This is a genomic window from Zavarzinella formosa DSM 19928, from assembly GCF_000255705.1.
In the GTDB taxonomy this organism is placed as follows: Bacteria; Planctomycetota; Planctomycetia; order Gemmatales; family Gemmataceae; genus Zavarzinella; species Zavarzinella formosa.
Genome location: NZ_JH636450.1, coordinates 167,020 through 192,071, shown reverse-complemented (window position 1 = coordinate 192,071; position 25,052 = coordinate 167,020). Strand labels below are relative to the sequence as shown.

Below are 25,052 nucleotides of genomic sequence, written 5' to 3'. Positions count from 1 at the left end.
CAACGGGGCAGCGCTTGCGAGTTGTGCCACCCCGTTGGGGTGGATTCGTTTTGGCTATCGTTGTCCAGGGGCTTGCGCCCCTGGCTATTCTCGAGCGCCCCCTTGGGGCGAATACCAAGAGGCGAAAACCGATTGGACAGGCATGCCAGAAAGATTTGCCAGCCCCAAAAGCTAGCCGCTCAAATCAAAGCACTGAACTTGTTTCTTGCTTCATGTATCATTCCTTTTGAGCCTCGCTGCGGCATCGGACAGGCTCGTAAAAATAAACCGCAGCCCCTCCCATCATGGCTGATCTTCGTTTGCGTCACTCGATTGCGTTCGAGGCCGCTCGTCTCATGTACCGCCGGGAAGAATCGGAATACTTCACCGCCAAACGCAAGGCGGCCAAACGCCTGTGTCGCGGGCCGATCAAACCGGCCGACCTGCCTTCCAATGCCGAGATTCGGGATGTCATCCAGACATTCGCCCGCACCCACGAGGGCGAATCCCGGCTGGCCAACCTGAAGAACATGCGGCTGGAAGCCCTCAAGCTGATGCGCCTGCTGCGGCGATTCCGGCCCCGGTTGATCGGCAGCGTGATGACCGGCCATGTGCGGGCCGGATCGGACATTGACATTCACATTTTTTGCGACGGCATCGAGATGCTGACGCAACTGCTCGAAAACGACGGCTACCACTTCGATGTCGAACGGAAGCAGGTCGTCAAACACAACGAAAGCCGGGTGTTCACCCACATTCACATTCGTGATCGTTTCGACTTTGAACTGACGGTCTACGCGGAAAACCAAGCCCATTTCGTGTTTCGCAGTTCGATCACCGGCAAAGCCATCGAACGGGCGAACATCACGGAACTCGAGGAACTGATCGCCCGCGAATATCCCGAGGTGAATGTCTCGGAAATGGACGAAGACCCGGAGGAAATCGCCGACCCGTATCAATTCTTTGAGCTGTTGTTGCCGCCACTGGCGAAGACGAAACAGAACCCCGTTTATCACCCGGAGGGGGACGCCCTGTATCACTCCCTGCAAGTGTTTGAACTGGCGAAGGCCGAGCGGCCTTGGGACGAGGAATTTTTGCAAGCGGCCTTGCTGCACGATGTCGGCAAAGCCATTGATCCTTCCAATCATGTCGAGGCCGGGCTGGAAGCGCTCGACGGGTTAATCACCGAGCGGACGCGATTCCTGATCGAGCATCACATGATGGCGATTGAATATCAGAATGGCACCTTGGGCCATCGCCAGCGCGTGAAACTGGAAGCCTCGCCGGATTTCGAGGATTTGATGCTTCTCCGGGAATTGGACAACGCCGGGCGCGTCCCCGGCGCGGTGGTGGGCACGCCGGAGGAAGCGTGCGACTACTTGCGGAAACTGAACGAGGAAAACGGCGAGTGATCCCGGCTCACATCACTTCGGAGAGTTTCACCAACCGGCTTTGCTCTTTCAGCGATTTGGCGGCGGCTTGGACAATCGCCGTCACTTCCAAAATTTCCTGATGCGGAATTGGCTCTTTCCGCGTCTTGACCATCTCCCGGAAGGTGGCGGCCATGCGGAACATCTCGTAGTGATGGCCGTACCAGAAATCCCCTTCGATGGAGGCCGTGTACTCGAATTTCTTCTTCGGAAAATGCACCTCCGTGTGGCAGTATTCCGATTGGGCGTTCGGCCGGCCGTACCAGATTTCGGCCGGCATCCGGTCCTTGTAAGTGACCAGCGCGTGCGCTGCGCTTTCGCGGGCATACATGCTCACAGCATCCACGCCCGGCCCCATGAGCGTCATCACCGTCCAGGCGGGATGCTGGCCGTATACCATCCAACCGCTTTCCGAGTAGCCTCCCTGAACGCTGGCGATCACATATTGAATCTGGCCGAATTCCCCGGAATCCCGTTTGCGCAGGGCGGCTTCCATGCCCCATTCGTGTCGGAACAAACTGGATGACATGATCGGGGCACTGTTCGCCTTGGCAAACTCCAGAATCTTTCGCGTTCCCGCCACGGTTTCGCCGATCGGCTTGTCGCAAAACGTCGGCAACCCCTTGCGAAGACCGGGGGCGACCAAATCAAAGTGATCGTCACCGAATCCGGAGGCATCCCCCAGCCACACGGCATCAACATCCTTCACCATCTCTTCGACCGACTTGGCCACCGTCACACCCGGAAACGCCTCGGTGAACTTGGCCGCCACCAGCGGATCGGAATCGTAATACTGCGTGATTTTGGTGTCGGGGAAGGGGAGTTGATCAAAGTTGAATTTGGGATTGCGGACCACTTTGCGGAAGAACTCGGCCGATCCCGGATCAACCAGTTTGCAATAGGTGTCGATATTGGCCGTCGGATGCAGATATTGGGCAAAGTGCCAGGTGTGCCCGTTGCGTGGTTGGGACTTTCCGCGAATGTTGGCGGAGATCACGCCAATGCGGAACACCTTCCCCTCCTTGGGTTCCTCGGCCTTCGCCGGACTGGTCGCCATCGCCGCCCCGCCCAATGCGGCAGCCGTGCCCAACAACATTTGCCTTCGAGGAATCTGACCGTCGGGATTCATGTTTTTGCTCCGTTGATTGGTTGAACAAATTTCGCCATTAGACGACAGGGACGCCGCAAGCCTTCAGAAGAGTTTCCTGAACCATCAAATCATGCTCATATGTAAAATCGCTGCTCTTTTCTCCCCGGATGATGCGGGCCATGTCGGCGGCATCATCGACATAACGAAGGTATTTCGGCAGGCGAATATCCTGATAGCCCTTCTTGTATTCGCCTCGGGCTTGCGACAAAGCCACCTTCACCGAAGGGTTGTCCAGCGGTTGGATGTGGAAAGTCCCCTCGGTGCCGCAGACGACCAAATGGCGCCGGTCGCCCCCTTCGACTTCGATGGCGCTCGCCTTGACCGTGGCGGTGGCCTTGGGATAGGCCAGAACCGCCAGCATGTTGTCCATCAGCTTGTCATCGAGTTTGGATGTGTGCCGGGCGAAGGGGGTGACTTCGTCCGGCTTGCCCATGATGCCGATCACCAAGTCCATCACATGACAGCCAAGCTCAAACATGATCCCGCCGGGGAATTGAGCCAGCCCCCGCCGGGAGGCCGGGTCGACCACCTTGCTCATCACGGTGTGAATCTCGAACACTTCCCCGAGCCAGCCTTTTTTCAAGAATTCCCGCAACAGCACGACGCCGGGGTTGTAACGGAACATGTACCCCATCTGCACCAGCAATTTTTGCTTCTTTGCGGAATCCAAAATACGTTTGAATTGTGGCAACGACTCCCCGGCTGGTTTGTCGATGTGGACATGCTTGCCCGCCATCACGCATGCCTCGGCCGTTGTCAGCAAGCTGCCCACGTGAGTTTCGACAAGAACGGCTTGAAGGCCCGGTGTGTTGAGCAATTGTTCTTGGGTCAGCCATTTCAGGCCGGCAAACGGCTCTTGAGTTTCGGCCCGTTTGCGCAAGGCCGCATCTGGTTCCACCAAGCCGACCACTTCGTAATCAGCGGATTTCCGGTAGACCGACAACTTGGCTGCGTGGGCATGGCCGACGCCAATTTGCCCGATCTTGATGCGTTCCTTCGTCGGCTTCTCTTCGGCCATCGCCGCAATACTGGGGGCAATGGCCGCCGCCCCGCCCGCCACGGTTTTGAGGAATTCCCGGCGTTGCTGGTCTTTCATCGTTTCGTTCCTGCTTAACGGGTCGGGGAGAGTTTGGAAGCGGCAAAATGTTCGGCGGCTTCCTTTGCCGTCAGCGGCCGGTCATAAAGGGAAACCTCGTCGAGTTTTCCTTCCCAATTGGCGATACCGTCATTCCGGCCGCCGATGAAAAATTGCTTGACATCGGGCGAACATCCCATGTCCGCGTCGCCGCTGATCTCCGGCGTCGGGTGACCGTTCAGGTAAACGGAGACATGCTTGCCATCCCGCACGAACACCAAATGAACCCATGTTTTGAGGGGAATCACTTGTTCGCCCGCCAAGGCGGTCTTGAGCAAATCGCCATTGGTGAAGACCAGTTTCCCTGTGTGTTGCTTGTTGGCGGAACCGCCGATGCCGAGGATGTCCCCGCTGGCCGCCTTGTCTTGGCCCCGGCCGAACAGAAAGCCCGTGTCGGTTCGGGCATCGGACGGCAGGCCGTTCCAGAACCATAGTTCCACGGAGTAGGAATTCTTCAATTCCGAAACAGCCGTTCGCAAACGCCCCCCGGCGAAGTGCATCGCCCGGTTGATCTGGCTTCCCGAGAAAGCGGTTGACGCCGGCCCCGGCAGGTAGAAGACCACGCCGTCTTCGATGTCGGCTTCGAGTTTGCCAACAGCCGAAGAGGCTTTCTTCCCGGCCATCTCGTTGAGCCGCCAGTAGGCGACGGGCTTGGAGGCCAGCACCGCTTTGGTGTACTCTCCCGGTTCGTCAACCAAGGACTTGCGACGTTGATCGGCGACTTTTTCCAGCAGGCCAAGCAGGCTTTCGACAATCTTCGGCTCGGCTTCGACTTCCAGACCGGCCGTGCGGGCGGCCCAAGTGGTATAGCCGCCGAGCTTGTGTTGTTCCGGCGGGGGAATGTAGCCATCGGCCCCGTTGGCCAGTTCGATGTTGAATGTCTGGGCCAGCGGGCTTTGCCGTTTGAGTTTCAAACCGGTGAGGGCATACACTTCATCTGGAATCCCGGTAATGCCGAGATCGCCGATGCGGATGGCTTGCAATTTCAACTCGCGGGTCGGTTCGTCGTGCAGGTAGATTTGCTCGCGGGCGTAAATCTCGGGCTTGAGCGTCAGCGGATACTTTTTGATCTCGGCCACCGTTTTTCTGGCCCAAGCCAGCCGCTCGGCATCCGGTGTTCGGCGAGCCAACGTGATCTTTGTCTCGGCCATCGCCAGCGGAACCCAGTCGTGATACTTGATCGAATCAAGGACTTGCTTGGCATCGTTTGCCAAGGCGAGCGAGTATTTGTCGAGACCCGGATCGCGTTTCATTTGGGCATAGTCCATCCACATGATGTCGCCGCTAGTTCCTTGGGAGAGAATCCCAACAAACGGCGGCTTGCCGGAACCGGCCTTGGTGTCGATCAACGTCGCCAGTTTCTCGCCGAACCTGCCGCAGACATCCCCTGAAACTAATGGTGAACCGTAATAGTGCATCGCATAATTGCCCAACACGGCGATCGGTCGGCCATTGCGGGCTTGAAGGGAGAACAACGACATATCGGGATCAGCCGGCCCCGATGGACTGATGGCATCGGGGCTTTGATAACCGGGGTGCATGTTGGCCCGGACATTCTTGACATTGAACGGGTCGGCGAGCAATTTATCCGGCCGGCGAATCCAGCGGCGGCAATGGGTGTTATCCCAGTCTTGGATGACGCCCCAGCCGATCTTCGCCGGCTCCAGATTCTTGTTGGCGGTCTCGATGGCCTTCGCAATCAAGCCGGGCAACGCCTCGGTGTAATCCTTGTCGATCCCGCTGCCGAGGCAGCCCATCACCGACGGGGCCGAATGGGTATGCGTGGCCGAGACAAGCATCTTGTCCGTCGGGATATCCGTTCTGGCCTTCGCGAGATCTTTCGCCGCGTCGATCAGTTCGCGGGGCATCATGAGATTGTCCACGATACACAGAGCGATTCGCGTGCGGCCATCGTCGAGAACAACCGCCCTCGCCATCAGTCGGTCGGCGGCTGATTTGGCGTAACGCTCCTCGAACATGCCGTTGACGACCACCGGGAACCGGGTCGGTGTGATGTCAACGGCGGCGGCCCCGGCCCGGAAAAGAGGGGTGTCTTCGGCCAACACCAAGTTGGCCGAAGCGATCCAGCAAGTCAGCCCGCAAACGAACAGACGAATGGTCCAAAACATGGGTGTTTCCTTGCGAAGACGTTGATGCCGCACCAACCCTGTTTGGAGAGAATTCACATCGTTCAAATCTCGGCCAGCCGCTCCTTGGAGTCGCCGAAGTTGTCTGTGTGTATCCCGACTTTGTCCAGCATCGACAGATACAGGCTGCACATTTTCCGGTTGGACTTGCCGAGATAATCGAGGACGCGGCCCGTCTTGATTTGGCCGCCCCCCTTGCCGAGCATCACCACCGGCAACTGGTCGTTGTTGTGATTCCCGGTCATCATGCTGGACATGAACAAGATCATCGAGTTGTCCAGCAGCGTCCGTTCGCCTTCCTGAACCTTGTCGAGTTTTTCCGCAATATAGGCCAATTGTTGGGTGAAGAATTGATTCACCTTGAGCCAGTCTGCCCCGTCGGTGTGGGAAAGCAGGTGGTGGATCATGTAATCGATCTTCAGGTGCGGGAAGCGAAGCGACGAGTGGTCGTTGTTCAGCTTCAATGTGCAAACCCGCGTGGTGTCCGTGCGGAAGGCCAGCACAAGGATATCGCACATCAGCCGCATGTGCTGGTCGATGTCCTGCGGAATGCCGTCGGCCGGGCGGGCCATGTCCGGCTTGGCGAGCGTCGGCCGCCAGCCTTGGAGCTTGCCCGCCTTGCCCGCTTGGTTGATGCGGGTTTCCACTTCGCGGACGGAAGAGAGATATTCGTCGAGCCGCCGCTGGTCGGATTTGCTGACGCCGTTTCGCAGGCTGCGGGTGTCCTCCATCACGGCGTCCAGCACGCTCTTGTCAGCCCGGCCGACTTCGTCGCGGAAGAGGCGGTCGAACGCGAGGGCCGGGTACAGTTCCAGCGGGGTCGGCGTCGTCGGCGAACTCCACGAAATGTGGGAACTGTAAATCATCGAGTAATTCTTGTGCAGAGCCGCGATCGACGGCTCCGTTCCCAGCACCAGACTCGGCACCTTGGTTTGGTCTTTCAACCGCTCCGCGATGAGTTGATCGACGCTGACGCCCGACTTGATCTCCCCGCCGTTGGAGAGATGCGCGCCGGTCAGCAGGTTGCCGGTCTGGCAACTGTGAATACCGCCGATCAAGGCTTCTTGGTTGTAAAGCCCGCGCAGGAACAGCATCTTCTCCCGGTGGGGATGAAGCGGTTCCAACACCTTGCCGAGTTCCATGCCGGAGCCTTCGCCCTTGGCCCACCATTCCTTGCTGTGGAAGCCGTTCCCGGCGAACAAGGCGGCAAACCGCACCGGCGGTTCCGAGGAGCGGTTGCTGGTTTTGTCGTCGCCCCACACCGGGACCGACTCCAGCCAGGGCAAGGCCATGCTGACGCCAACACCACGGAGAAATGCCCGCCGGGAGAGGGGGTGCATCGGTATCATCGCTTGATCTCCACTGGATTATTCATGGTTCGCATAATCAGACCCGCGAATCATGCGAAACTGCGGGCTTCGCACAATCGTCATCACCGCCGCCGACAACCGGCCATCGTTCTTGTTCAGTTCCGCGATCATTTCATCAACCAACGATTGATCTGAAAGAGTGACGCCCCGGCCGAGGGCGTAACCGAGAAGTTTGCGGCAAAACAGCCGGACGATCACGTCTTTCTTCTTGGTCATCAGATACGTTCGCAACCCGTCGAGGCCGTCAAACTCGGTCCCATCTTTTAGCTTCGCATGAGTATCGACGGCCAAACCGGCGAGGTCTTTGTCGCGTCGCCGGCCGATGGTGTCGTACTTCTCCAGCGCGAAACCAAACGGATCAATTCGCTGGTGACAGACAGCGCACTCGGCCTGTTTGGCGTGCTTCTCGACTTGCTGGCGCGTCGTGAGTTTGTCCGTCCCCTCTTCTTCGGGAAGAGACGGGACATTCGCCGGGGGCCGTGGGAGTTTTTCACCAAGCAACGTCTCGACTACCCAGTTGCCGCGAAGCACCGGACTGGTCCGCGAGGCCCCGGACTGTTTGGTCTGCACGCTGGCCAACCCGAGGATGCCACCCCGGCCGAATTTTTGAATGCCTTCCACCCGCCTCCATTGCGGCCCGTTGACGCCGGGGATGCCGTAATGCTTGGCGAGGGTTTCGTTCAGGTAGGTCGCGTCCGAATCAAGAATCTGATGGACGGAGCGATCTTGCTGGAAGAGATCCTGAAAGAACAAGATCGACTCTTCGTAAATGATCTTGCGAAGGTTGGCGTCAAAGGTCGGGAAGAGTTTCTCGTTCTTCTCCTTCAGTTCGTCAAACCCGCGAACGTGGAGCCATTGGATGCCAAACTCAATGGCGAGGGCACGAACCTTGTCGTCCTTCAACAACCGCCGGGTTTGCTCCTCCAAAATCTTCGGATCATGAAGCCGGTTGGTCGCGGCGAGTTTGGCAAGTTCCTCATCCGGGCCGGAGGACGAGAGAAAATAGCTGAGCCGGGTGGCCAGTTCCCAATTGCTCACCAAACCCGGTTTGTTCCCTGCCGGGGCTTGCTCGATGCGGAACAAAAACGCCGGGGCGACCAACACCCGTGACAACACGCCCCGGAAGGCTTCCTCATGCGAAACCTCCTTCTTGCGAAGCGTTTGATACAGCCCGAGCAGTTCGTCCTTCTCTTTCGCTTGCAACGGGCGGCGATACGCCCGGCTGGCGAACTCGATCAAGGAATCGAGTTGCGCGGGAATGGCCGCCTCGACATCCTTTTCAAAGTCCTCGGCCCGCTTGCGGAAGACGCTCCGTTGCCCTTCAAAATACGCCAGCAATTCCTTCGGCTGGTCTTGCGTGACAAAGCCGATGAACAGCGGCAGGTATTTATTCTCGGCAACCGGTTGCTGGCTGATGAACCGATGCTGACTCCAAAGGCGGTCTATTTGCCGCTTTTGCTCGTCGTTGAGCATCAATTGGGCCAGTAACTCATCTTCGCGGTGATACATCTTGAGCGTCACCACTTCATCGTTGGGGACAATCTCATGCAGACAGATGAATGTGGGGAAGCAGCGACGAAAATCCGCATAGCCCTCGATCAACCGCTTGCGGGCGGCGCCGTTTGCGGACGCCACCACCGGGCTTTTGCCGTCCCACCGGGAGTCCGGCCCCGGCGGGGTGGTCGACACTTGGAACTGAACCAGCGAATCGACGGCCGATCCGTCTCGTTTGCCATCGACGACAAATTCCCGGTCACGGAACAACGCCGCCGGCAGACGGACTTCCGTCACTGAATTCGCCGGGACGATCAGACTGGCTTCATCAACCGACTTGTTGGCCGGGTGTTTGCCGAACAGGTCTTTGGCCAAGCCGTATTTCACGTTGGCGGATTTTGGCTTGCCAAGTTTGGACGGGTCAACCCCCGTGAACAAAATCCCTTCGACGTTCACCAGTCTGTCGTAAACGACCCGATTCGGAGTGCCTTCTTTCGACGGACGAGCACCCGTCAACAGTTTTTGAACTTGGTCGGCCAAGGCGGCGGCTTCCTGTTGCTTGGCGGGATCGACGGCCACTTCCCGCCATCGGCCGAGAATCGACCCGGCGGGGATGATCGGCCCGGCCGTCTTGCTCGTTGGCCGGGTCGGCCCTTTGACAAAGCTCCAGACATCCTTGTTGTCGTGCTTGTCCGCGTGCGGGTTGCCCTGTTGAACCGTGTCGGCCACGTCGGCGGCCAAATCCCAAACGCGACCTGGCTTGTCGGCTTCTGTGACGGTCAGGTTAATCTCTGTCAAATCGCAGGTGTGATCGCCGTTGCGGGCATCCACCGCGAGGATGAGGACATCTCCCTTCTCCAGTTTCAAAGCTCGTTCGCCGGGCTTGGCTTCGCCACCGAGATCAAGCACGCCGTCAATCACGAGGGAAGCCCGGTCACCCCGGCGGTGTTCAAGCCACCACGCCACCCCGTTGCCGCAGACCGGATGAACGTGGGAAATCCGCGGCGAAATACGCATCGTACCCGTTACAGGACTCTTCCAAGAAACCGCCACGAATTCCTTCGGCGTCGGGTGGACCGCCACCCGGTGGGGCGACATCGTGCCGGGGATTCGCTGGACGGTGTCAGATGAGTTGCTAATCAGGATGGGCAGGTCCGCGCCTTTGAAGCGCCAGCCATTGATGACGCTCTTGTCGGTCGCCGCCGTCTTCTTCGTCAGTAGTTCCAAGGCGACGGTCGGAATGGGCTTTCCGATCTTCTCAGGATCGCTCGGTCTGTCGGAAGTTTCCAAGGCAAGAACATCAATCCACCGTTTCAGGAAGGCAGCATCAAGCCCATGCTTCTTTGCCAGTTCTTCGGCCGTTTGCTTGCGATCTCGGGCGGCCTCGGCCACGGCATTCAGATACTTGGAACTATCAGTGAAGAGTGTCGGGTAATCGACCTCAAAAGCGACGCCGAATTGGGAATAGTCCTTCAGCAGTAGGGGAGGTTTGCCTGCCCCCTCAAACCGGGGACGGTTCCAGACGGCGAGGCCACCTTTGCCATCCGATGATTTCTCACGGGCCACCAAGTACAGCACGATTTCGCTTTGACCGGGGGTTGGTTTCACGGCCAATTTGATCGGTTGCGACTCGGCCACGGGAGGATCGTTGGCAACCTGCCGATGGGTGTTCCCGTAACGATAACTGCCGACCGGCACAAACTTCCACAACACCGTTTGCCAGGCGGTGATCTCCGCCGTCAGGCCATCGACATCCTTTTCCGTGGCTCGCGCCCATCGTGTGCGGATCTCATCAAGCGGAAAAGAATCTGTCTTGGCGGTCAGGGTGGCCCACAGAATACCGAGATATTTGGCGTTCAGCTTTTCCTGCCGGGCCACGTCTTCAATGGTGATCTTCCCGCTGGTCAATGCCTCGCGGTAGCGCACGGTGGCCAGCAGATATGGCTTGACCGGCAACCGGCCGTCGGAGGTGAATTGCGAATAAAACTGCCGCATCCGGGCGACGCTTTCATCGGTCCAGTCGCGGCGTGTCTTTGTGGGGGAAAACTGGAAGCCATTGGGCAGTAGCACAACGTGTTCGGAGATGTCCTTCGCGGCGTTCAAATACTTGGTGAGCAACGCGGGCGAAATGTCCGAAAGGGCCTCGGCCGCGTTGGTGAAACCCTCGCCCCCTGCCCCGTCAGCCGGGAATTCGCGGGTGGGCCGGAGATCGACGCCGGTCAGGTCGCGGATGGTGAGATCAAACTCCGCATTGCTCAACCGGCGAAGCGGCACATGCCCCGGATCACCGGCATTCGCGCGGGCCTCGGCATCCAGAAAACCGCGAATCCAAGCGACCAGTTGCTTGCGTTCCCCGGCTGTCGGCTGCGGTTTGTCCTTGGGGGGCATCTCCAAGGTTTCGAGCATTTCGATGGTCTGCTGCCAGGGTTTGATGTCCTTGCGCAGCGTGTCGAGCGAGACAAACCGCTCCAGATCGAGACTTCCCTTTTTCGCCTTGGTCGAATGACAATCCAGACAGAACTTTTTGACGAGCGGCTGAACCACCTCGGCATACTGGTCCTTCAATCCTTCCCGTTCCGGTTCCTTCGCCGTGGTGGATTGATGTTGCGGCAACAGCCAGGCCGTCATGGCGCCGCACAAGGAGAGTCCGGCGAAGACGGCGTATCGAAAGCGGAGAGACCGAAAATTCATGGGGAGAGACCAAGAGTTCATGATGTCCGCATTTTCATGCGTTTCGTGTCAAAACAGTTCGTCAATCGGCTTGCCAAACGGAAGAACCGGGTGGGGCCGGCCCGAGTGGTCAAGATACTGCAGTGTGGAATCGACGCCCAAATGGCGATAGACGGTCGCCAGCACATCTTGGGGATACTTGGGGTTGTCCTTGGCGATGGCGGCCTGCGAATCCGTCGAACCGACCACCCGGCCTCCTTTGATTCCCCCGCCCGCCATCGCGGCGCTGAAGGCGCTCATCCAGTGATCCCGCCCGGCCGTCGCGTTTACTCGCGGCGTCCGGCCGTGTTCGCCCCAGGCGACGACCATCGTGGTATCCAGCAAACCCCGCTGGTCGAGGTCTTCAATCAGGGCCGAGTAACTTTGGTCGAACGGGGGGAGAAACCCGTTTTTGAGCGCCCAGAAGTTGTCGTCGTGCGTGTCCCACCAGCGGAGATCGACCGTCACCAACCGCACCCCGGCTTCGACCAGTCGCCTCGCCAGCAGAAGGCGTTGATTCCACCCCGGATTGTCGCCCCCGGCCCGCAGACGCGGTGTGTATTGGGCGGGGTAACCGTACCGATCCCGGAGTGCCTGCGGTTCGGCCTCGAAATCAAATGCCTGCCGCACGCGCGGCCCGGTGACCATTTCCCAAGCCTGCCGTTGATAGGAATCCATCGCCTCGAACATCCCGGAACCATCCACTTCCCGGCGAACCCGGTCAAAGGCCCCGAGCATCCGGCGGCGATCTGCGACTTGATCGACTGAGACGCCTCGCGGCATCCCGAGGTTGGGAACTTCAAACCGGACTTTCTTCGCCGCCGGGTCGGCCATCGTCTCGAAGGGCTGACACACCCGGCCAAGATACGCCGACCCGGTTCCGGGGATCATCCGGGGAACCATCACATAAGCGGGCATCGCCGGGTCGAGATGCTGCAACTGCCGGGCGACCACGGAACCCATGCTCGGGTGGGCGTTCTCGCTGTCGTTGGCGCCGGGAGCGTGGCCGGTGAAAACCACCTGATCGCCCCGCGAATGGCTCACATCCCCGTATTCGGCCAGATGTTGAAGACTGCGGACGATTGACCACTTGTCCATGATCCGGGCCGTTTGCGGCAGCAATTCGCAGATTTGGATGCCGGGAACCTTCGTGGCAATCGGCTTGAATTCACCACGAATATCGGCGGGGGCGTCGGGCTTCATGTCCCATGTTTCAAGCTGGCTCGGCCCGCCCCGCATGTGGAGAATAATCACGGAAGTCATCCGTCGGGCCGACGGGTTCGACGACTCGGAACGAGCCTGCAAACGCAAGATATCCGACAGACAAAGCCCCAAGCCGCCAAGCATCCCGATTTTGAGCAGGCCACGACGATCCATTCGGAGTTCGTCCGGATTCATGAGCGACTTTCTGACAAAGAGGCAGGCAGGCGGTTTCAAGGAAGGCAAGTTGTGATTATGCCCGTCCGAACCGTCCGGTGCAAGCAATAGATGTCTGGATTTCCGAATGGCGGGATGGTGCGGAAATCGCTTGCCAATCACCCGCCCAAGGGTTAACCTGCCAAGGACGGTGATTTGATGACCAAACATCAACAGGCCGTCGTCACCTCTCCCGGCGGCGTTCTTGTTTTACCGCCTCCCGCCACGCGCCTGCCTCATTCTCCGAAGGGTCAAGGACATGCCGGTACTGCGTACCCTGACCGTCGCCATCCGTTGCCTTTTCTTGCTGGCAGTCTTTTTGCCCGCATTAGGCGATGCCTCTGTGATCGCCGCCGAACCGTCCCCGGAAGCGACGGTATTTTTCGAGAAAGAGATTCGCCCGCTTCTCATCGACAAATGCCAGAAATGCCACGGAGAGAAAAAACAAGAATCCGGCCTTCGAGTCGATTCGCTTGCGGCCCTGCTCAAGGGGGGCACAAGCGGCCCGGCGATCGTGCCCGGCAAAGCCGACCAAGGGACGCTGATGTCGGCCGTCCGGCACAAAGGCGATCTGCAAATGCCCCCCGGTGGCAAGTTGAAGGATGAGCAAGTCGCTGCCCTCGCCAAGTGGGTGACCACCGGGGCCGTTTGGCCGAATGAGAAGGCCGTTGTCGCGGCCACTCCCCGCAAGGGCAATCATTGGTCATTTCAACCCGTGGCGAACCCGCCTCTTCCCAATGTCCGCGATGCGAAGTGGGCCGCCACCCCGCTGGACCGTTTCACGCTCGCCCAATTGGAAGCCAAAGGGCTGAAGCCGGTCGGCCTCGCCGACAAGCGGACGCTTCTTCGCCGTGTGACTTTTGACCTGACCGGGCTTCCGCCGACGCCGGAAGAGATTGATGCCTATTTGAAAGATCAATCGCCCGACGCTTACGACAAAATGATCGACCGCTTGCTGGCCTCGAAAGCCTACGGCGAACGCTGGGGACGCCACTGGCTCGATGTCGCCCGCTACGCGGACACCGCCGGGGACGGCGCCGACTATCCCGTGCGGGAAGCCGGCAAATATCGGGATTGGGTGGTCAACGCCTTCAATGCCGATCAGCCGTATGACCAGTTCCTCCGCGATCAAATCGCCGGGGACATCCTTGGGAAAACAGACAATTCTACCCGCTACGCCGAACGGGTGACGGCCACCGGTTTCCTGGCCATCGGCAAGCGCTACGGATACGCGGCCAACGCGGACTATCAGTATCTCGATTTTGCCGACGTGATTGACTCGGTCGGTCGGTCGCTGCTTGGCCTCTCCATTGGCTGCGCCCGTTGCCACGACCACAAGTACGACCCGGTGACGGCCGCCGATTACTATGCCCTCTATGGCATCTTCCAAAGCACGAAATGGGCCTTTCCCGGCGGGGAGGAAATGAAACGGCCGACGCATTTCCCGCCGTTGGTTCCCCCCGAGGAAGCCGCCCGCCGGGAGAAAGCGAAGACGGCCGAACTGGCCGCTTTGGATGCGGAGATTGGCCGGCTGAAAAGCGAAAAAGCATCATTGGATGGCAAAACATTCGCGGGTGGCGTGGACCTCGCTTTTGAAGGCCAACCCATCGGCAAGCCGCCGTCTACTCCGTGGCTGTCGGCCGGGCCAAACGCGGTGATTGCCGCAGCCCAAAGCCCCTTCAACCACATTCACCCGGCGGGGACTCGTGGCGTTCGCGTCGGCTCCGGCCAATCAATCGACGGCGTTCGCTACGTCTTTGAAAATGGCCTGCGAGCCTCCCCCGGCAAGCAAATGCACTTCACGATTGATTTCCGCACCGTGGCTCCTGCCAGCAAGACCGGGGCATATCGCTTCTATCTTGGCCGGGGGGTGATTGAATCGCTGGCGGTTCAATTCAGCGTGACAGCGACGGAATTCGCCATCCGCGACGGGGACAAGTGGGAAGTCGTCCGCAAGCTGACGCCGGGCGACTGGCAAACGCTGCAAATCACCCTCGACCCGGCGACGAAGAAGTATTCCGGCGTGGTCGGCAAACCGGGCGACCTGACCGCGTTCAAGGACAAAGCCCTCAACCCGGCATGGGACGGCGTGGCCAACACATTTATCTGTGATGCCATCGGCCACGTGGCCGGACAGGCCCCGGAACGGGATCTCGACAACATCGGTTTGCAAGAAGCTCCCTTCGCGGCTCCCGGCAGCCCATCGGTGGCCGCTCCCGCTCCCAAGCCCGATCAGAAGGATCGCCTCGCCAAACTCGACGCCGATCTCGCTGCCACGACGAAACTCCGCGAAGCAAAGGCGGCGGCTGATGCCTATGAAGTGGCCTATGGCGTGAGCGAGGGGACTCCCGTCAACGCCCGCATTCAGAAACGCGGCGAACCGGACAAATTGGGGGCCGAGGTGCCGCGACGGTTTCTTGAGATCCTTGGCGGCGATGTTCTTCCGGCCAGTGAAAAAGGCAGCGGTCGTTTGGAGTTGGCCAACTGGATCACCCGGCCGACCAACCCGCTGACTGCCCGCGTTTTTGTGAACCGCGTCTGGGGTTGGCATTTCGGCCGGGGCTTGGTCTCGACACCCAGCGACTTTGGCGTGCGTGGCGAGGCCCCGAGCCATCCCGAATTGCTGGATTGGCTGACGACCCGATTCATCGAATCCGGCTGGTCGGTGAAGGCGCTGCACAAGTTGATTCTGCGCTCCCGCACATACCAACTGGCGAGTGACGACGACCAATCGAATTTGAATCTCGACCCGACCAACATCTGGCTTTGGCGACACTCCCGGCAGGCTCTTGATGCCGAGTCGATCCGCGATGCGATGCTGGCCGTCAGCGGTCGGCTGGACCGCTCGCCGCCGACGCCGCACCCGTTCCCGCCGGTGGGGACGTGGGGGTTCACCATTCACAACCCGTTCCATGCCGTTTACGATTCGGATCGCCGCAGCATTTACCTGATGGTGCAGCGGAACCGACGGCATCCCTTTTTGGCCATGTTTGACGCGCCCGACCCGAACCTGAGTGCCGCCGAACGACTGCCGACCACCACGCCGACACAAACCCTCTATTTGATGAATTCCCCGTTTGTTCACACGCAATCCGAGGCATTCGCCAAGCGATTGCTGGCAACGCCGGGCGATGATGCGGCACGGGTGCGGCTGGCGTTTGAATCGGCTCATGGCAAATCGGCATCCGAGGCCGAGGTGAACGATTCGCTGACCTTTGTCGCCAATTACCGGAAGAAACTCGGCGAACGCGGGCTTCCGGCCGACCAGCAATCGACTGTGGCGTGGGCGGCCTTGGGCCGGGTGATGTTGACGGGCAACGCATTCTTATACGTTGATTGATTCCGAGGACCGACCATGAACCCCTCATTCTCCATGACCCGTCGCGAACTGCTGCACCGGGCCTCCGGCGGCTTCGGGGCGATCGCGCTGGCCGGCCTCTGGAACGAACTCCACGCCGCCCCGGCCGATCCGTTGGCCAGCCGGCCGGGGCACTTTGCCGCCAAGGCCGACCGCGTGATTTTCCTGTTCTCCACCGGCGGGGTGTCCCAAGTGGACACTTTCGACCACAAGCCGAAACTCACGGCCGATCACGGCAAATCCATCACGGCCACCCGCTGGCTCAACAAGCCGGGCGAGTTCAAGCGGTTCCTCATCAAGTCCCGCTGGGGCTTCAAGCAATACGGCAAAAGCGGCACATGGATCAGCGAACTCTTCCCGCACTTGGGCGGCGTCGCCGATGACATTTGCTTCCTGAACGCGATGCACTGCGAGAGCGACGGCCACGACAAAGCCACGCTGGCCGCCCACACCGGATCGGCCCAGTTCGCCCGGCCCAGCGCCGGTTCTTGGGTGAGCTATGGCCTCGGTACGGTGAACCGCAATCTTCCGTCGTTCATGGTGCTGGCCCCGTTCGCCCCGTATGCGGGAGCGCAGACATGGGGAAGCGACTTTCTCCCCGCCTGCCATCAGGGCACGCACGTCATGCCGGGGAACGAACCGCTGCCGAATTTGAAACCGCGCGTGCCAGGCGTCGAATTGCAGCAAATGGAATTGGAACTGCTCGGCAAACTGAACCGCAGCCACCTCGAACGCCGGTCGGCCGATCTGGCCCTTGATGCCCGCGTGCGCTCGTTCGAGACGGCGTTCGGGATGCAACGCGAAGCTCCCGAGGCGTTCGACATCACCGGCGAAACGGATGAGGTGTTAAAGCTCTACGGTGTGGATCGCAAGGCCACTTCCGGTTACGGCTGGCAATGCCTCGTTGCCCGCCGGTTGGCCGAACGTGGCGTGCGTTTCCTCGAACTGATTGACGTTGGCTCCAGCAACAATTGGGACTCGCACGGCAACATGGCCGACCACGCCCGACTGGCCAAGGCCATCGACCAACCGATTGCTGGATTGCTGACCGACTTGAAACGGCGCGGCATGCTGGACCGCACCTTGGTGGTCTGGACCACTGAATTTGGCCGGACGCCGTTCCATCAGGAAGTGGGCCACGCCGGTCGGGAACACCACAACCTCGTCTTCACCTCATGGATGGCCGGCGGGGGCGTTAAGGGGGGAATGGTTCACGGCAAGTCGGACGAATACGGCATCCTCCCGGCCGAAGGAGCGGTCCACACCCACGACCTGCACGCCACCATATTGCACTTGTTGGGCATCAACCACGAAAAGCTGACCTACCGCCACTCCGGCCGCGACTATCGGCTCACCGATGTCGCGGGCGAAGTCGTCAAACCAATCCTGGCCTGAGCGGGAACATCGGAAACAAGGATGCTCCCGCCTTTCGGAAATCATTCCCTGAAAGTAGTGATGCCGGTTCACGCCATCGAAAGCAGCCCGAATTCAGGCAACATTTCTTGAACAATTTGCCGGACTCGCATGGGCAGGGATCGTTGCGGCCGACTTTTTCCATGAGTTCCTTGTCCCCGTGGACGATTCGCTCGCCTCGCTTCACCTTCGTTTCAGACGGGAAGCCCTTGCGCCGTTTGCTCATCGGCTCGAAACGAGCACGCTTGTTCGTTGTTTTGCGCGTCCATGACACACCGCCTTTTTGAGAATGAGTTGCCGTCGGAGAGGCTGACACATTTCGATGGCTGTTGGTTCGGCCAATCGCTCAGGCCATGACGGACACCATCTCAAACACATTCTTGCCGAGTTCTTGGTCGCCAATGATCTTGATGTCCGGGAACTGCTTCCGGGCGGCTTCAAAGCTCCGGCGTTTGGTGACGAGCCTCCAGGCGGAATCTTGATCCATCATAACCGTGCTTCTCGCCTCGGCTGACGCTTCGAGAACTTGCCGCCAACTGCTCGTCTCTCGTTCGATGTGCCATCGGCCGCCCGATTCGCCGGTGATTTCCACGGTCACAATGGTTCCGATTGCCGCCGCCACTTGTTGGTAAGTGAAGGGCAATGCTCGCATGAAGATGTCAAGGCAGGGGTACATCAAGTGTCGGTCGGTGATTGTGCTGGCTCGCTTGGTGGCGTCAAAGATTTGCTGGGTGTGGTGCCATTTTTCGGTGTAATCGCGGGCCACATCCATCCAGTTTTCTGATTGCGATTCACCCGCCCAAGCCACGGGAAAAATCGCCGGGCCGGATGGGTCAAGCGATTGAAACAATTTGGCCATTCCGGCATCGGCCCATTCGATCAATTCCACTAGAACGGCCGGGCTGAGACGACGACTGCCGATCTCCCACTCGTCGTTCAGCCGGTTGAGGAAATCCATCAGCGGTTCATCCGCCCGGCGACCGCCAGATGATTGGTAGCCATCTCGCTGCATGGACAGCCGCCGAAGACTGCCATCAAGCAGATGACTGGCGATATCTTTCACCGTTCGCCGGGAACTGACCGTCGGCAGATGCCATTCCTCCGGCGTCAGTGATCGCAACAACGCGACGAGCCGGGCGGTGATCTCCGGAAAAAGATCGGCCACAAGAATCGGGGGCATGATTGTCATGGGGTGAAAGTAAAAGAGGTCATCAGTCCCGGTCATCCTCAATTCAATCCCGGACAGCGCCGAAGGCTGCGAAGCCGGTGTTTTGATGAAGCACGTCAACTTGGTTAAACCCAACCCGGCGAAGCAATTCGAGTTGAAACACCAACGGGCGCGGCGTGTCTTCCTTCTCGACGTAGGCAAACACATGATCCCGGTAGGCTTCATCCTTGAACTTGGTCAGGTATTCGCCGTATTGTTGCCGCATCATTTCCCGGAGCGCCGGGATGGCGCAATCAACCAGATCGAAGATCCAGATCGAACCGCCGGGGCGCAATGCTCGATGGAATTTGGAGAAAACGGCCTCCCATTCGGACTCTTCCCGCAAGTGATGAAGCACGGCCGCCGCCAGAATGATGTCGAATCTGCCCGCCGGAAGGTCGATGTTCCGAATGTCGTCCTGAATCAGCGTGATCGTTCCCGTGGTGGCCGCCCCAACTCGCTCTTTCGCCCGGTCAAGCATTGGCTGGCTGAGGTCAACGAGCGTGACATCCAGATTGGGAAGATGCTGCAACAATCGCAACGTGTAATTTCCGGCCCCGCACCCCACATCAAGAACATGCCGCCCCTTGGGGGTGACGGCGGCGGCCGCCTTGGCCACCAACGCCATCGCCAGCGGCGCGTCAACCGTAGCTGACTGACCGGTTTCCAGATTGGAAAATCTCGCCACATCCGCATCAAACCGCTGCCGAATCTCCTCGACCGTGGACTTCGCCATCAATGATCTCCTGCCCGTGGATGACAATTCCACTATAGACGCCACGCCCGCCAAAAGGTTACCGGCTCTGTGGGTCACATCTTTGGGCCAAAACCCCGTTTGGGTCGTCTGGCCCATTTCAATCATCCGGGAATCCGCATGGAGCGTTTATTTTGGGCCATGAGAAACGCCCCCCAAAGGCCCCGGATTACTCCAAAATCATCAGGCGAGATGTCGATTTGCCGGGGGTTTTGAAAAATAGTGTTCAGTTGGCCCGCTGTTTTTGACCAGCCGGGTGGGTGTCCAACTGTCCAAAAATGGTCACTCAAGGGGTGTTTTGTGGTGTTTTTCGGTCACTTTTGGGGTGGATTTTGACCACTTTTCAAATCGTGAAACTCCAAGTCCTGTAGCCCCATGTCTGGCGGGAAAATGCCAGCCTGTTTGTTGTTTTGAAAACAAAAGAAGTTCACGCCCTCATGAGTAGCGTGTGGCGACAAAAAACACCCGTGGCATCGGCAGCAAAGTGGTGTTCCCCCTCGCCGGATAATCGGCTTTCAATCGTTCGCTCAAGATTCGCAAGAAGTCCGCTTGCTCCTCCGCTTCGAGTCGTTCCAACAGTGGCCGCAAGCCCGTGCCTTTCAGCCATTCCACGACCGGGTTTTCACCGGTCAACACATGGACGTAGGTTGTTTCCCAAGCGTTGACGGCAAATCCCAAATCGTGCAACAGATCGACATACCACGTCAACGGCATCACCGATTCCCGGTGCAAGCCCACCCCTTGAAGCCGGGAAGCCCACCGGGGATCGGCCGTTGCTTCTTCCACCGCGAACTGCGTCGCCGTCCGGAAGCGGTTGGGCATCTGCACGGCCAGCGTGCCACCCGGCGCCAGCAACCCCGCGAGCCGGGTGAACAATCCCCGGTGATCGCCGAGCCAGTGCAAGGCGGCATTGCTGACCAGCAAATCAACCGGCCCATCGGCTGACCAATCGGCGATGTCGGCCTGCACAAACTCCAGCCGATGCGGGATGGCCAACGGGGTCGCCTTCGCCAGCATCTCCGCCGATTGATCGACTCCGGTGACGCGGGCCGCTGGCCACCGCTCGGCCAAAGTGAGTGTGAGATGCCCGGTGCCGCAGCCGAGATCGACGATGCGCCGGCATTCCTGTTGGCGAACCTGCCCCAGCAGATCGGCAAACGGGCGTGACCGTTCATCCGCGAATTTCAGATATTCCTTCGCATCCCACATGTGTTGGCTCCATGTCTGGTTGCCCGGAGGCAATCCCGTGGACCTTCCCCGCAGGGCATGGTATCATTCCAACGAGACGAGTCGATTCGCCCCGCCGTATCCGACACCCGCCTGACGAACACACCCGCCCGCTTGCTCGCCCCACTCCCGCTTGAAGGCCGATCATGCTCACGATCCAGGGTCAAGGTCATCGTTTTTGTGATGGCGTCAGTCGCCGCCAGTTTCTTCGCGTCGGCGGCTTGGGCGCCGCCGGGTTCACGCTGGCCGATTTGCTTCGCGGCGAAGCCAAGGCAGACTTGCCAACCCGGCGGCCGAAATCCGTCATCTATGTGGTGCTTTCCGGCGGCCTGTCGCACATCGACAGTTGGGATTTGAAACCCGATGCCCCGGCCGATTTTCGCGGGGCGTTCAAGCCGATCAAGACGAACGTTTCCGGCATCGACATCTGCGAACACTTCCCGAAACAAGCCGCGATGATGGACCGCCTCTCGCTGCTGCGCGGGGTGCGGTCGGTGGAAAACGATCACTTTCTGAGTGAAGTTTATTCCGGCCTACCCCGCAAGGCCGGTCATCGCCCGGCGTTTGGATCGGTGACGAGCAAGCTGCTCGGCAGCGCGTCCTCATTGCCCGCTTATGTGAGCTTGGATCAACCCTCCGGCGGCCCGTTCGACTTTGAAAAGCCCCATTATGCCGGGGCTTCCCATGCCCCGTTTCGGCCGTTCGGCGAGGCCGTGGAAAATCTGCAACCAGTGAAGGATCTCAACCGGTTGGACGACCGCAAAAAATTGCTGGCCTCGTTTGACACGATCCGGCGGGAACTGGACCAATCGGGGTCGATGGACGGGCTGGACAAGTTTCAGGCGAAAGCCTTGGAAATGGTCACTTCCGCGAAAGTGCGGGAGGCGTTCGACCTGAGCAAAGAACCCATCAAACTCATCAACGGCTACGGTCACAAGTGCGGCAAATTCGCGCATCAGGCCGACGTCAAAATCCTGTACGATTGGGACGCCCGGCCGTTCATCCAAGCCCGGCGGCTGGTCGAGGCCGGTGTCCGGGTGGTCACCCTGAGCGTCGGCTCGTGGGACCATCACAGCGGGGCCAATCAGCAAATTTTCGACTCATACAAACTGGTCTTCCCGGTGCTGGATCAAAGCATTTGCGCCTTGGTGAACGACTTGAATGACCGCGGGTTGGGCGAGGATGTGTTGGTGGTGGTCCTCGGCGAATTCGGCCGGTCGCCCAAGGTCACCTACCCCGGCCCCGGCCGCGAACACTGGGCCGAGGCCGGTTCGATGCTGTTCGCCGGCGGCGGCCTCAAGATGGGACAGGTGATCGGCGAAACCGATTCAAAAGCCGAACGAAGCAAAAGCTGCAACATCAGTTTCGAGAACGTGCTTTCCACAATTTACGGCGTTCTGGGCGTCGATCTCAACACGATGCTCACCGACTTCAACGGCCGCCCCCAGAACATTCTGGATGACAAGAACCCAATCCGGGAATTGGTGGCCTAAAGAATGCGTTCAGCTTGATGGATTTGTTTTGGGATTGATTATTGAAGACGGGAAGAAATTGTGAAACTGTTCCCGAACAAAGCTAAATCCCTTTGATCCAAACTCGGATTCGGGAAGCGTCTCAAGGATTTCAACCGCCCGCATCCAATGAGTGTTATGGGTCGAAATTCGAGATTCCAGCGAGGCAATTTTCGCCTTGCACAAATTGACCAACGCAGTGTCAACTCCCACATCGCAAGTCGATGCTGTCAAGGCAAATGCCTCAAACACTTTTCGCAGACGATCAGCTTCATGTTGAACGCTCATTGCCCAAGCAAAGGACAGAAACCGCTTCCAAGTGTCTTCGGCCGCATGTTCCAAAAAGCGAGAGATCGATGTCAAAAGCCAGTTTGTCAAGATTTGACGAGAATCCGATTGCGACAGCCGAAATTGCTCCTCCGAGATGAGTGACCAAATCGGGTGCGTTGCGGCCGTAGCATTGATTTCTGACGGATTCATCCCTTGCATCCATGAATCTTTATTCGGCAGCCTGTTTGCGCGACACCGCGATTCGTCTTCTCGCCAGATCAACCTCCAACACCTTCACTTTCACCACGTCGCCAACGGCAACCACTTCGCTGGGTTCCCGCACAAACTGATTGGCCAGTTGCGAAATGTGGATCAGTCCGTCTTGGTGGACGCCGATGTCCACGAAGGCCCCGAAGTGGGTGACGTTGGTGATGACGCCTTCGAGGATCATTCCCGGTTTCAGGTCTTCCAGTTCGTTGACGCCTTCGGTGAATGTCGCCGCCTTGAATTCGCTTCGCGGGTCGCGGCCCGGCTTGGCCAGTTCGGCGAGGATATCCCGGATGGTGGGGAGACCGACTCGTTCGTCCACGAATTCCTCGGCCTTGAGTTGGGCCGCGAAAGTGGCGTTGCCGACGAGTTGCTTCGCGGGGATGTTCAATTTCTTCGCCATCTTTTCGACGACGAAATAACTCTCCGGATGCACGGACGAGTTGTCGAGCGGTTGGTTGCCGTTGCGGATGCGCAGGAAACCGGCCGCTTGCTCGAAGGCTTTTTTGCCGAGCTTGGGCACGTCGCTCAGTTGCTTGCGGCTTTCAAAGGGGCCGTTGGCGTCGCGGTGTTCGACGATGCGTTTGGCGAGGGCCGGGCCGATACCGGCGACATGGGACAGCAGCGAAGGACTGGCCATGTTGACATCGACGCCGACGGAGTTCACGCACGATTCGACTTCCCGGTCGAGGCACTTTCGCAACAGAGTTTGGTTGACATCATGTTGATACTGGCCGACGCCGATGGATTTGGGATCAAGTTTCACCAACTCGGCCAGCGGGTCTTGCAGGCGATGGGCAATGCTGATGGCCCCGCGAACGGTGAGATCAAGATCGGGAAATTCCCGGCCGGCGAGTTCGCTGGCCGAATAGATTGATGCGCCGGATTCGCTGACCGTCGCCTTGATGACCGTGGAATTCATCGCCTTCAAGACTTGGGAAACAAACGCATCAGTTTCCCGCGAGGCGGTGCCGTTGCCGATGGCGATCAGTTTGACATCAAACTTGCCGATCAACTCCCGCAGTTTCGCGGTCGCCCCGGCGATGTCGCTTTGCGGCGGCGTGGGATAGATCGTCGTATGGTGAAGAAATTTGCCCGTGCCATCAACAACAGCAAGCTTGCACCCGGTGCGAAAGCCGGGGTCGATGCCGATGGTGACAAACGGCCCGGCCGGCGGGGCGAGCAACAATTCCCGGAGATTCTGGCCGAACACGCGGATCGCGTCCTCGTCGGCTTTCTCCTTCAAGATTTGCATGATGGACGATTCGACGGCCGGAAGCAGCAACCGCTTGTAACAATCCTCGGCCGTTTGCAGCAACTCTTGCCGGAATTCAAACCGATGGTTGTGAACCAGCCTCCCCTGAAGTTTGCCGACCACCAATTCATCATCCAGTTGCACGGCAACTCGAAGAAAACCTTCGTCCTCGCCGCGCTTCATCGCCAACAGTCGATGCGATGGAATGCGTTTGAGCGGTTCGCCGTAATCAAAGTACATCTCGAACTTCTTGCCTTCTTCGGCCTTCCCTCGTTTCACTTGGGTGACCAATCGGCCGGATTCGTTGGCCGTTTGTGTAAGCCACGACCGCGTCGGCACATCTTCGGACCATTGCTCCGCAACAATGTCACACGCCCCCTGAATCGCGGCTGCTGTGTCCGGCACTTCCTTTTCAGGATTGATGTATCCCTTCAAGACATCCGCAACGGGTTGCCGAAGGTTCTCTTGCCGAAGCATCAGATCGGCGAGCGGTTGCAAGCCTCGTTCTCGCGCGATCATCGCCCGCGTTCGCCGCTTGGGTTTGAAGGGAAGGTAGATGTCTTCCAGCGTTTGCTTGTTGGAACATGCCTCGATGCGGGATCGTAGTTCCGGGGTCAGCAATCCCTGTTGGTCGATGGTTTTCAAAATCGTCGTCTTGCGCTGGGCCAGTTCACGGGCATCGCTCAGCGCATCTTCAATCCCGCGCAGGATGATTTCATCAAGCCCTTGGGTGGCTTCCTTCCGATACCGGGCGATGAACGGAATGGTGTTCCCGGCGTCGAGCAACTCCACAGTCGAGCGAACTTGTTCGACTCGAACCCCCAATGCTTGGGCGATCTGCCGGACTGCTTTTTCCAGATCGAAACATTCAAAGGACTCGCTATCCATCATGTCTCCGACAAAAATCAAAATGTCCAGCCAAAATGGTTGTGGCTAATTTTTCTGCCACTCTCGGCCACA

16 protein-coding genes are annotated in these 25,052 nt (G+C 59.0%); 4 read left to right on the top strand and 12 right to left on the bottom strand.

Features of this window, described 5'->3' with window-relative positions:
• Positions 1–284: 284 nt before the first annotated feature.
• Complete coding sequence (locus BGIM_RS0142255; RefSeq protein WP_029631794.1) at positions 285–1,391, top strand: tRNA adenylyltransferase; 1,107 nt, start codon at positions 285–287, stop codon at positions 1,389–1,391.
• Between the two features lie 7 nt (positions 1,392–1,398).
• On the opposite strand, the gene BGIM_RS0142250 is transcribed toward BGIM_RS0142255, so the two are convergent.
• The 6 genes from BGIM_RS0142250 to BGIM_RS0142225 all read right to left on the bottom strand — a co-directional run bounded on the left by BGIM_RS0142250 (position 1,399) and on the right by BGIM_RS0142225 (position 12,812).
• The gene (locus BGIM_RS0142250; RefSeq protein ID WP_084760524.1) at positions 1,399–2,538 is read right to left on the bottom strand and encodes a Gfo/Idh/MocA family protein; all 1,140 of its coding nucleotides are present in this window, start codon (positions 2,536–2,538) and stop codon (positions 1,399–1,401) included.
• 37 nt (positions 2,539–2,575) lie between these two features.
• Positions 2,576–3,655, bottom strand: coding sequence for a Gfo/Idh/MocA family protein (locus tag BGIM_RS0142245; protein WP_020475632.1), 1,080 nt, complete (start codon positions 3,653–3,655; stop codon positions 2,576–2,578).
• 14 nt (positions 3,656–3,669) lie between these two features.
• Positions 3,670–5,823, bottom strand: a complete 2,154-nt coding sequence (locus BGIM_RS59280) for a LamG-like jellyroll fold domain-containing protein (RefSeq protein WP_020475631.1) — start codon at positions 5,821–5,823, stop codon at positions 3,670–3,672.
• A 62-nt stretch (positions 5,824–5,885) separates the two neighbouring features.
• Entirely contained in the window at positions 5,886–7,190 is a 1,305-nt protein-coding gene (locus BGIM_RS0142235; protein ID WP_020475630.1) for a DUF1552 domain-containing protein, read from the bottom strand.
• A gap of 18 nt (positions 7,191–7,208) precedes the next feature.
• Positions 7,209–11,396 carry a DUF1592 domain-containing protein gene (locus BGIM_RS0142230; RefSeq protein WP_020475629.1) on the bottom strand — a complete coding sequence of 1,396 codons (4,188 nt, stop codon included), beginning with the start codon at positions 11,394–11,396 and terminating at the stop codon, positions 7,209–7,211.
• Between the two features lie 48 nt (positions 11,397–11,444).
• On the bottom strand, positions 11,445–12,812 hold the full coding sequence (locus BGIM_RS0142225; protein ID WP_020475628.1) for a DUF1501 domain-containing protein: 1,368 nt from the start codon (positions 12,810–12,812) through the stop codon (positions 11,445–11,447).
• Between the two features lie 277 nt (positions 12,813–13,089).
• Here BGIM_RS0142225 and BGIM_RS0142220 point away from each other — a divergent pair, with 277 nt between their 5' ends.
• Positions 13,090–16,170, top strand: a complete 3,081-nt coding sequence (locus tag BGIM_RS0142220) for a PSD1 and planctomycete cytochrome C domain-containing protein (protein WP_020475627.1) — start codon at positions 13,090–13,092, stop codon at positions 16,168–16,170.
• Positions 16,171–16,185: 15 nt separating this feature from the next.
• Positions 16,186–17,583, top strand: a complete 1,398-nt coding sequence (locus BGIM_RS0142215) for a DUF1501 domain-containing protein (protein WP_020475626.1) — start codon at positions 16,186–16,188, stop codon at positions 17,581–17,583.
• Here the strand turns inward: BGIM_RS0142215 and BGIM_RS68520 are convergent.
• The 4 genes from BGIM_RS68520 to BGIM_RS0142195 all read right to left on the bottom strand — a co-directional run bounded on the left by BGIM_RS68520 (position 17,564) and on the right by BGIM_RS0142195 (position 20,771).
• Entirely contained in the window at positions 17,564–17,746 is a 183-nt protein-coding gene (locus BGIM_RS68520; RefSeq protein WP_202947393.1) for an SEC-C metal-binding domain-containing protein, read from the bottom strand. The genes BGIM_RS0142215 and BGIM_RS68520 overlap by 20 nt on opposite strands.
• A 201-nt stretch (positions 17,747–17,947) precedes the next feature.
• Positions 17,948–18,781, bottom strand: coding sequence for a maleylpyruvate isomerase N-terminal domain-containing protein (locus tag BGIM_RS0142205; protein WP_202947392.1), 834 nt, complete (start codon positions 18,779–18,781; stop codon positions 17,948–17,950).
• A gap of 52 nt (positions 18,782–18,833) precedes the next feature.
• Positions 18,834–19,544 carry a class I SAM-dependent methyltransferase gene (locus tag BGIM_RS0142200; protein WP_020475623.1) on the bottom strand — a complete coding sequence of 237 codons (711 nt, stop codon included), beginning with the start codon at positions 19,542–19,544 and terminating at the stop codon, positions 18,834–18,836.
• Between the two features lie 453 nt (positions 19,545–19,997).
• Positions 19,998–20,771, bottom strand: coding sequence for a methyltransferase (locus tag BGIM_RS0142195; protein WP_020475622.1), 774 nt, complete (start codon positions 20,769–20,771; stop codon positions 19,998–20,000).
• A gap of 164 nt (positions 20,772–20,935) precedes the next feature.
• Here BGIM_RS0142195 and BGIM_RS0142190 point away from each other — a divergent pair, with 164 nt between their 5' ends.
• Positions 20,936–22,282: a DUF1501 domain-containing protein gene (locus BGIM_RS0142190; RefSeq protein ID WP_020475621.1), complete on the top strand. Its 1,347-nt coding sequence runs from the start codon at positions 20,936–20,938 to the stop codon at positions 22,280–22,282.
• Between the two features lie 9 nt (positions 22,283–22,291).
• Here the strand turns inward: BGIM_RS0142190 and BGIM_RS0142185 are convergent, their stop codons facing one another.
• Positions 22,292–22,789 (bottom strand): hypothetical protein, encoded by a 498-nt coding sequence (locus BGIM_RS0142185; protein WP_020475620.1) that lies wholly within the window; start codon positions 22,787–22,789, stop codon positions 22,292–22,294.
• A 10-nt stretch (positions 22,790–22,799) separates the two neighbouring features.
• On the bottom strand, positions 22,800–24,980 hold the full coding sequence (locus BGIM_RS0142180; protein ID WP_020475619.1) for a Tex family protein: 2,181 nt from the start codon (positions 24,978–24,980) through the stop codon (positions 22,800–22,802).
• Positions 24,981–25,052: the final 72 nt, after the last annotated feature.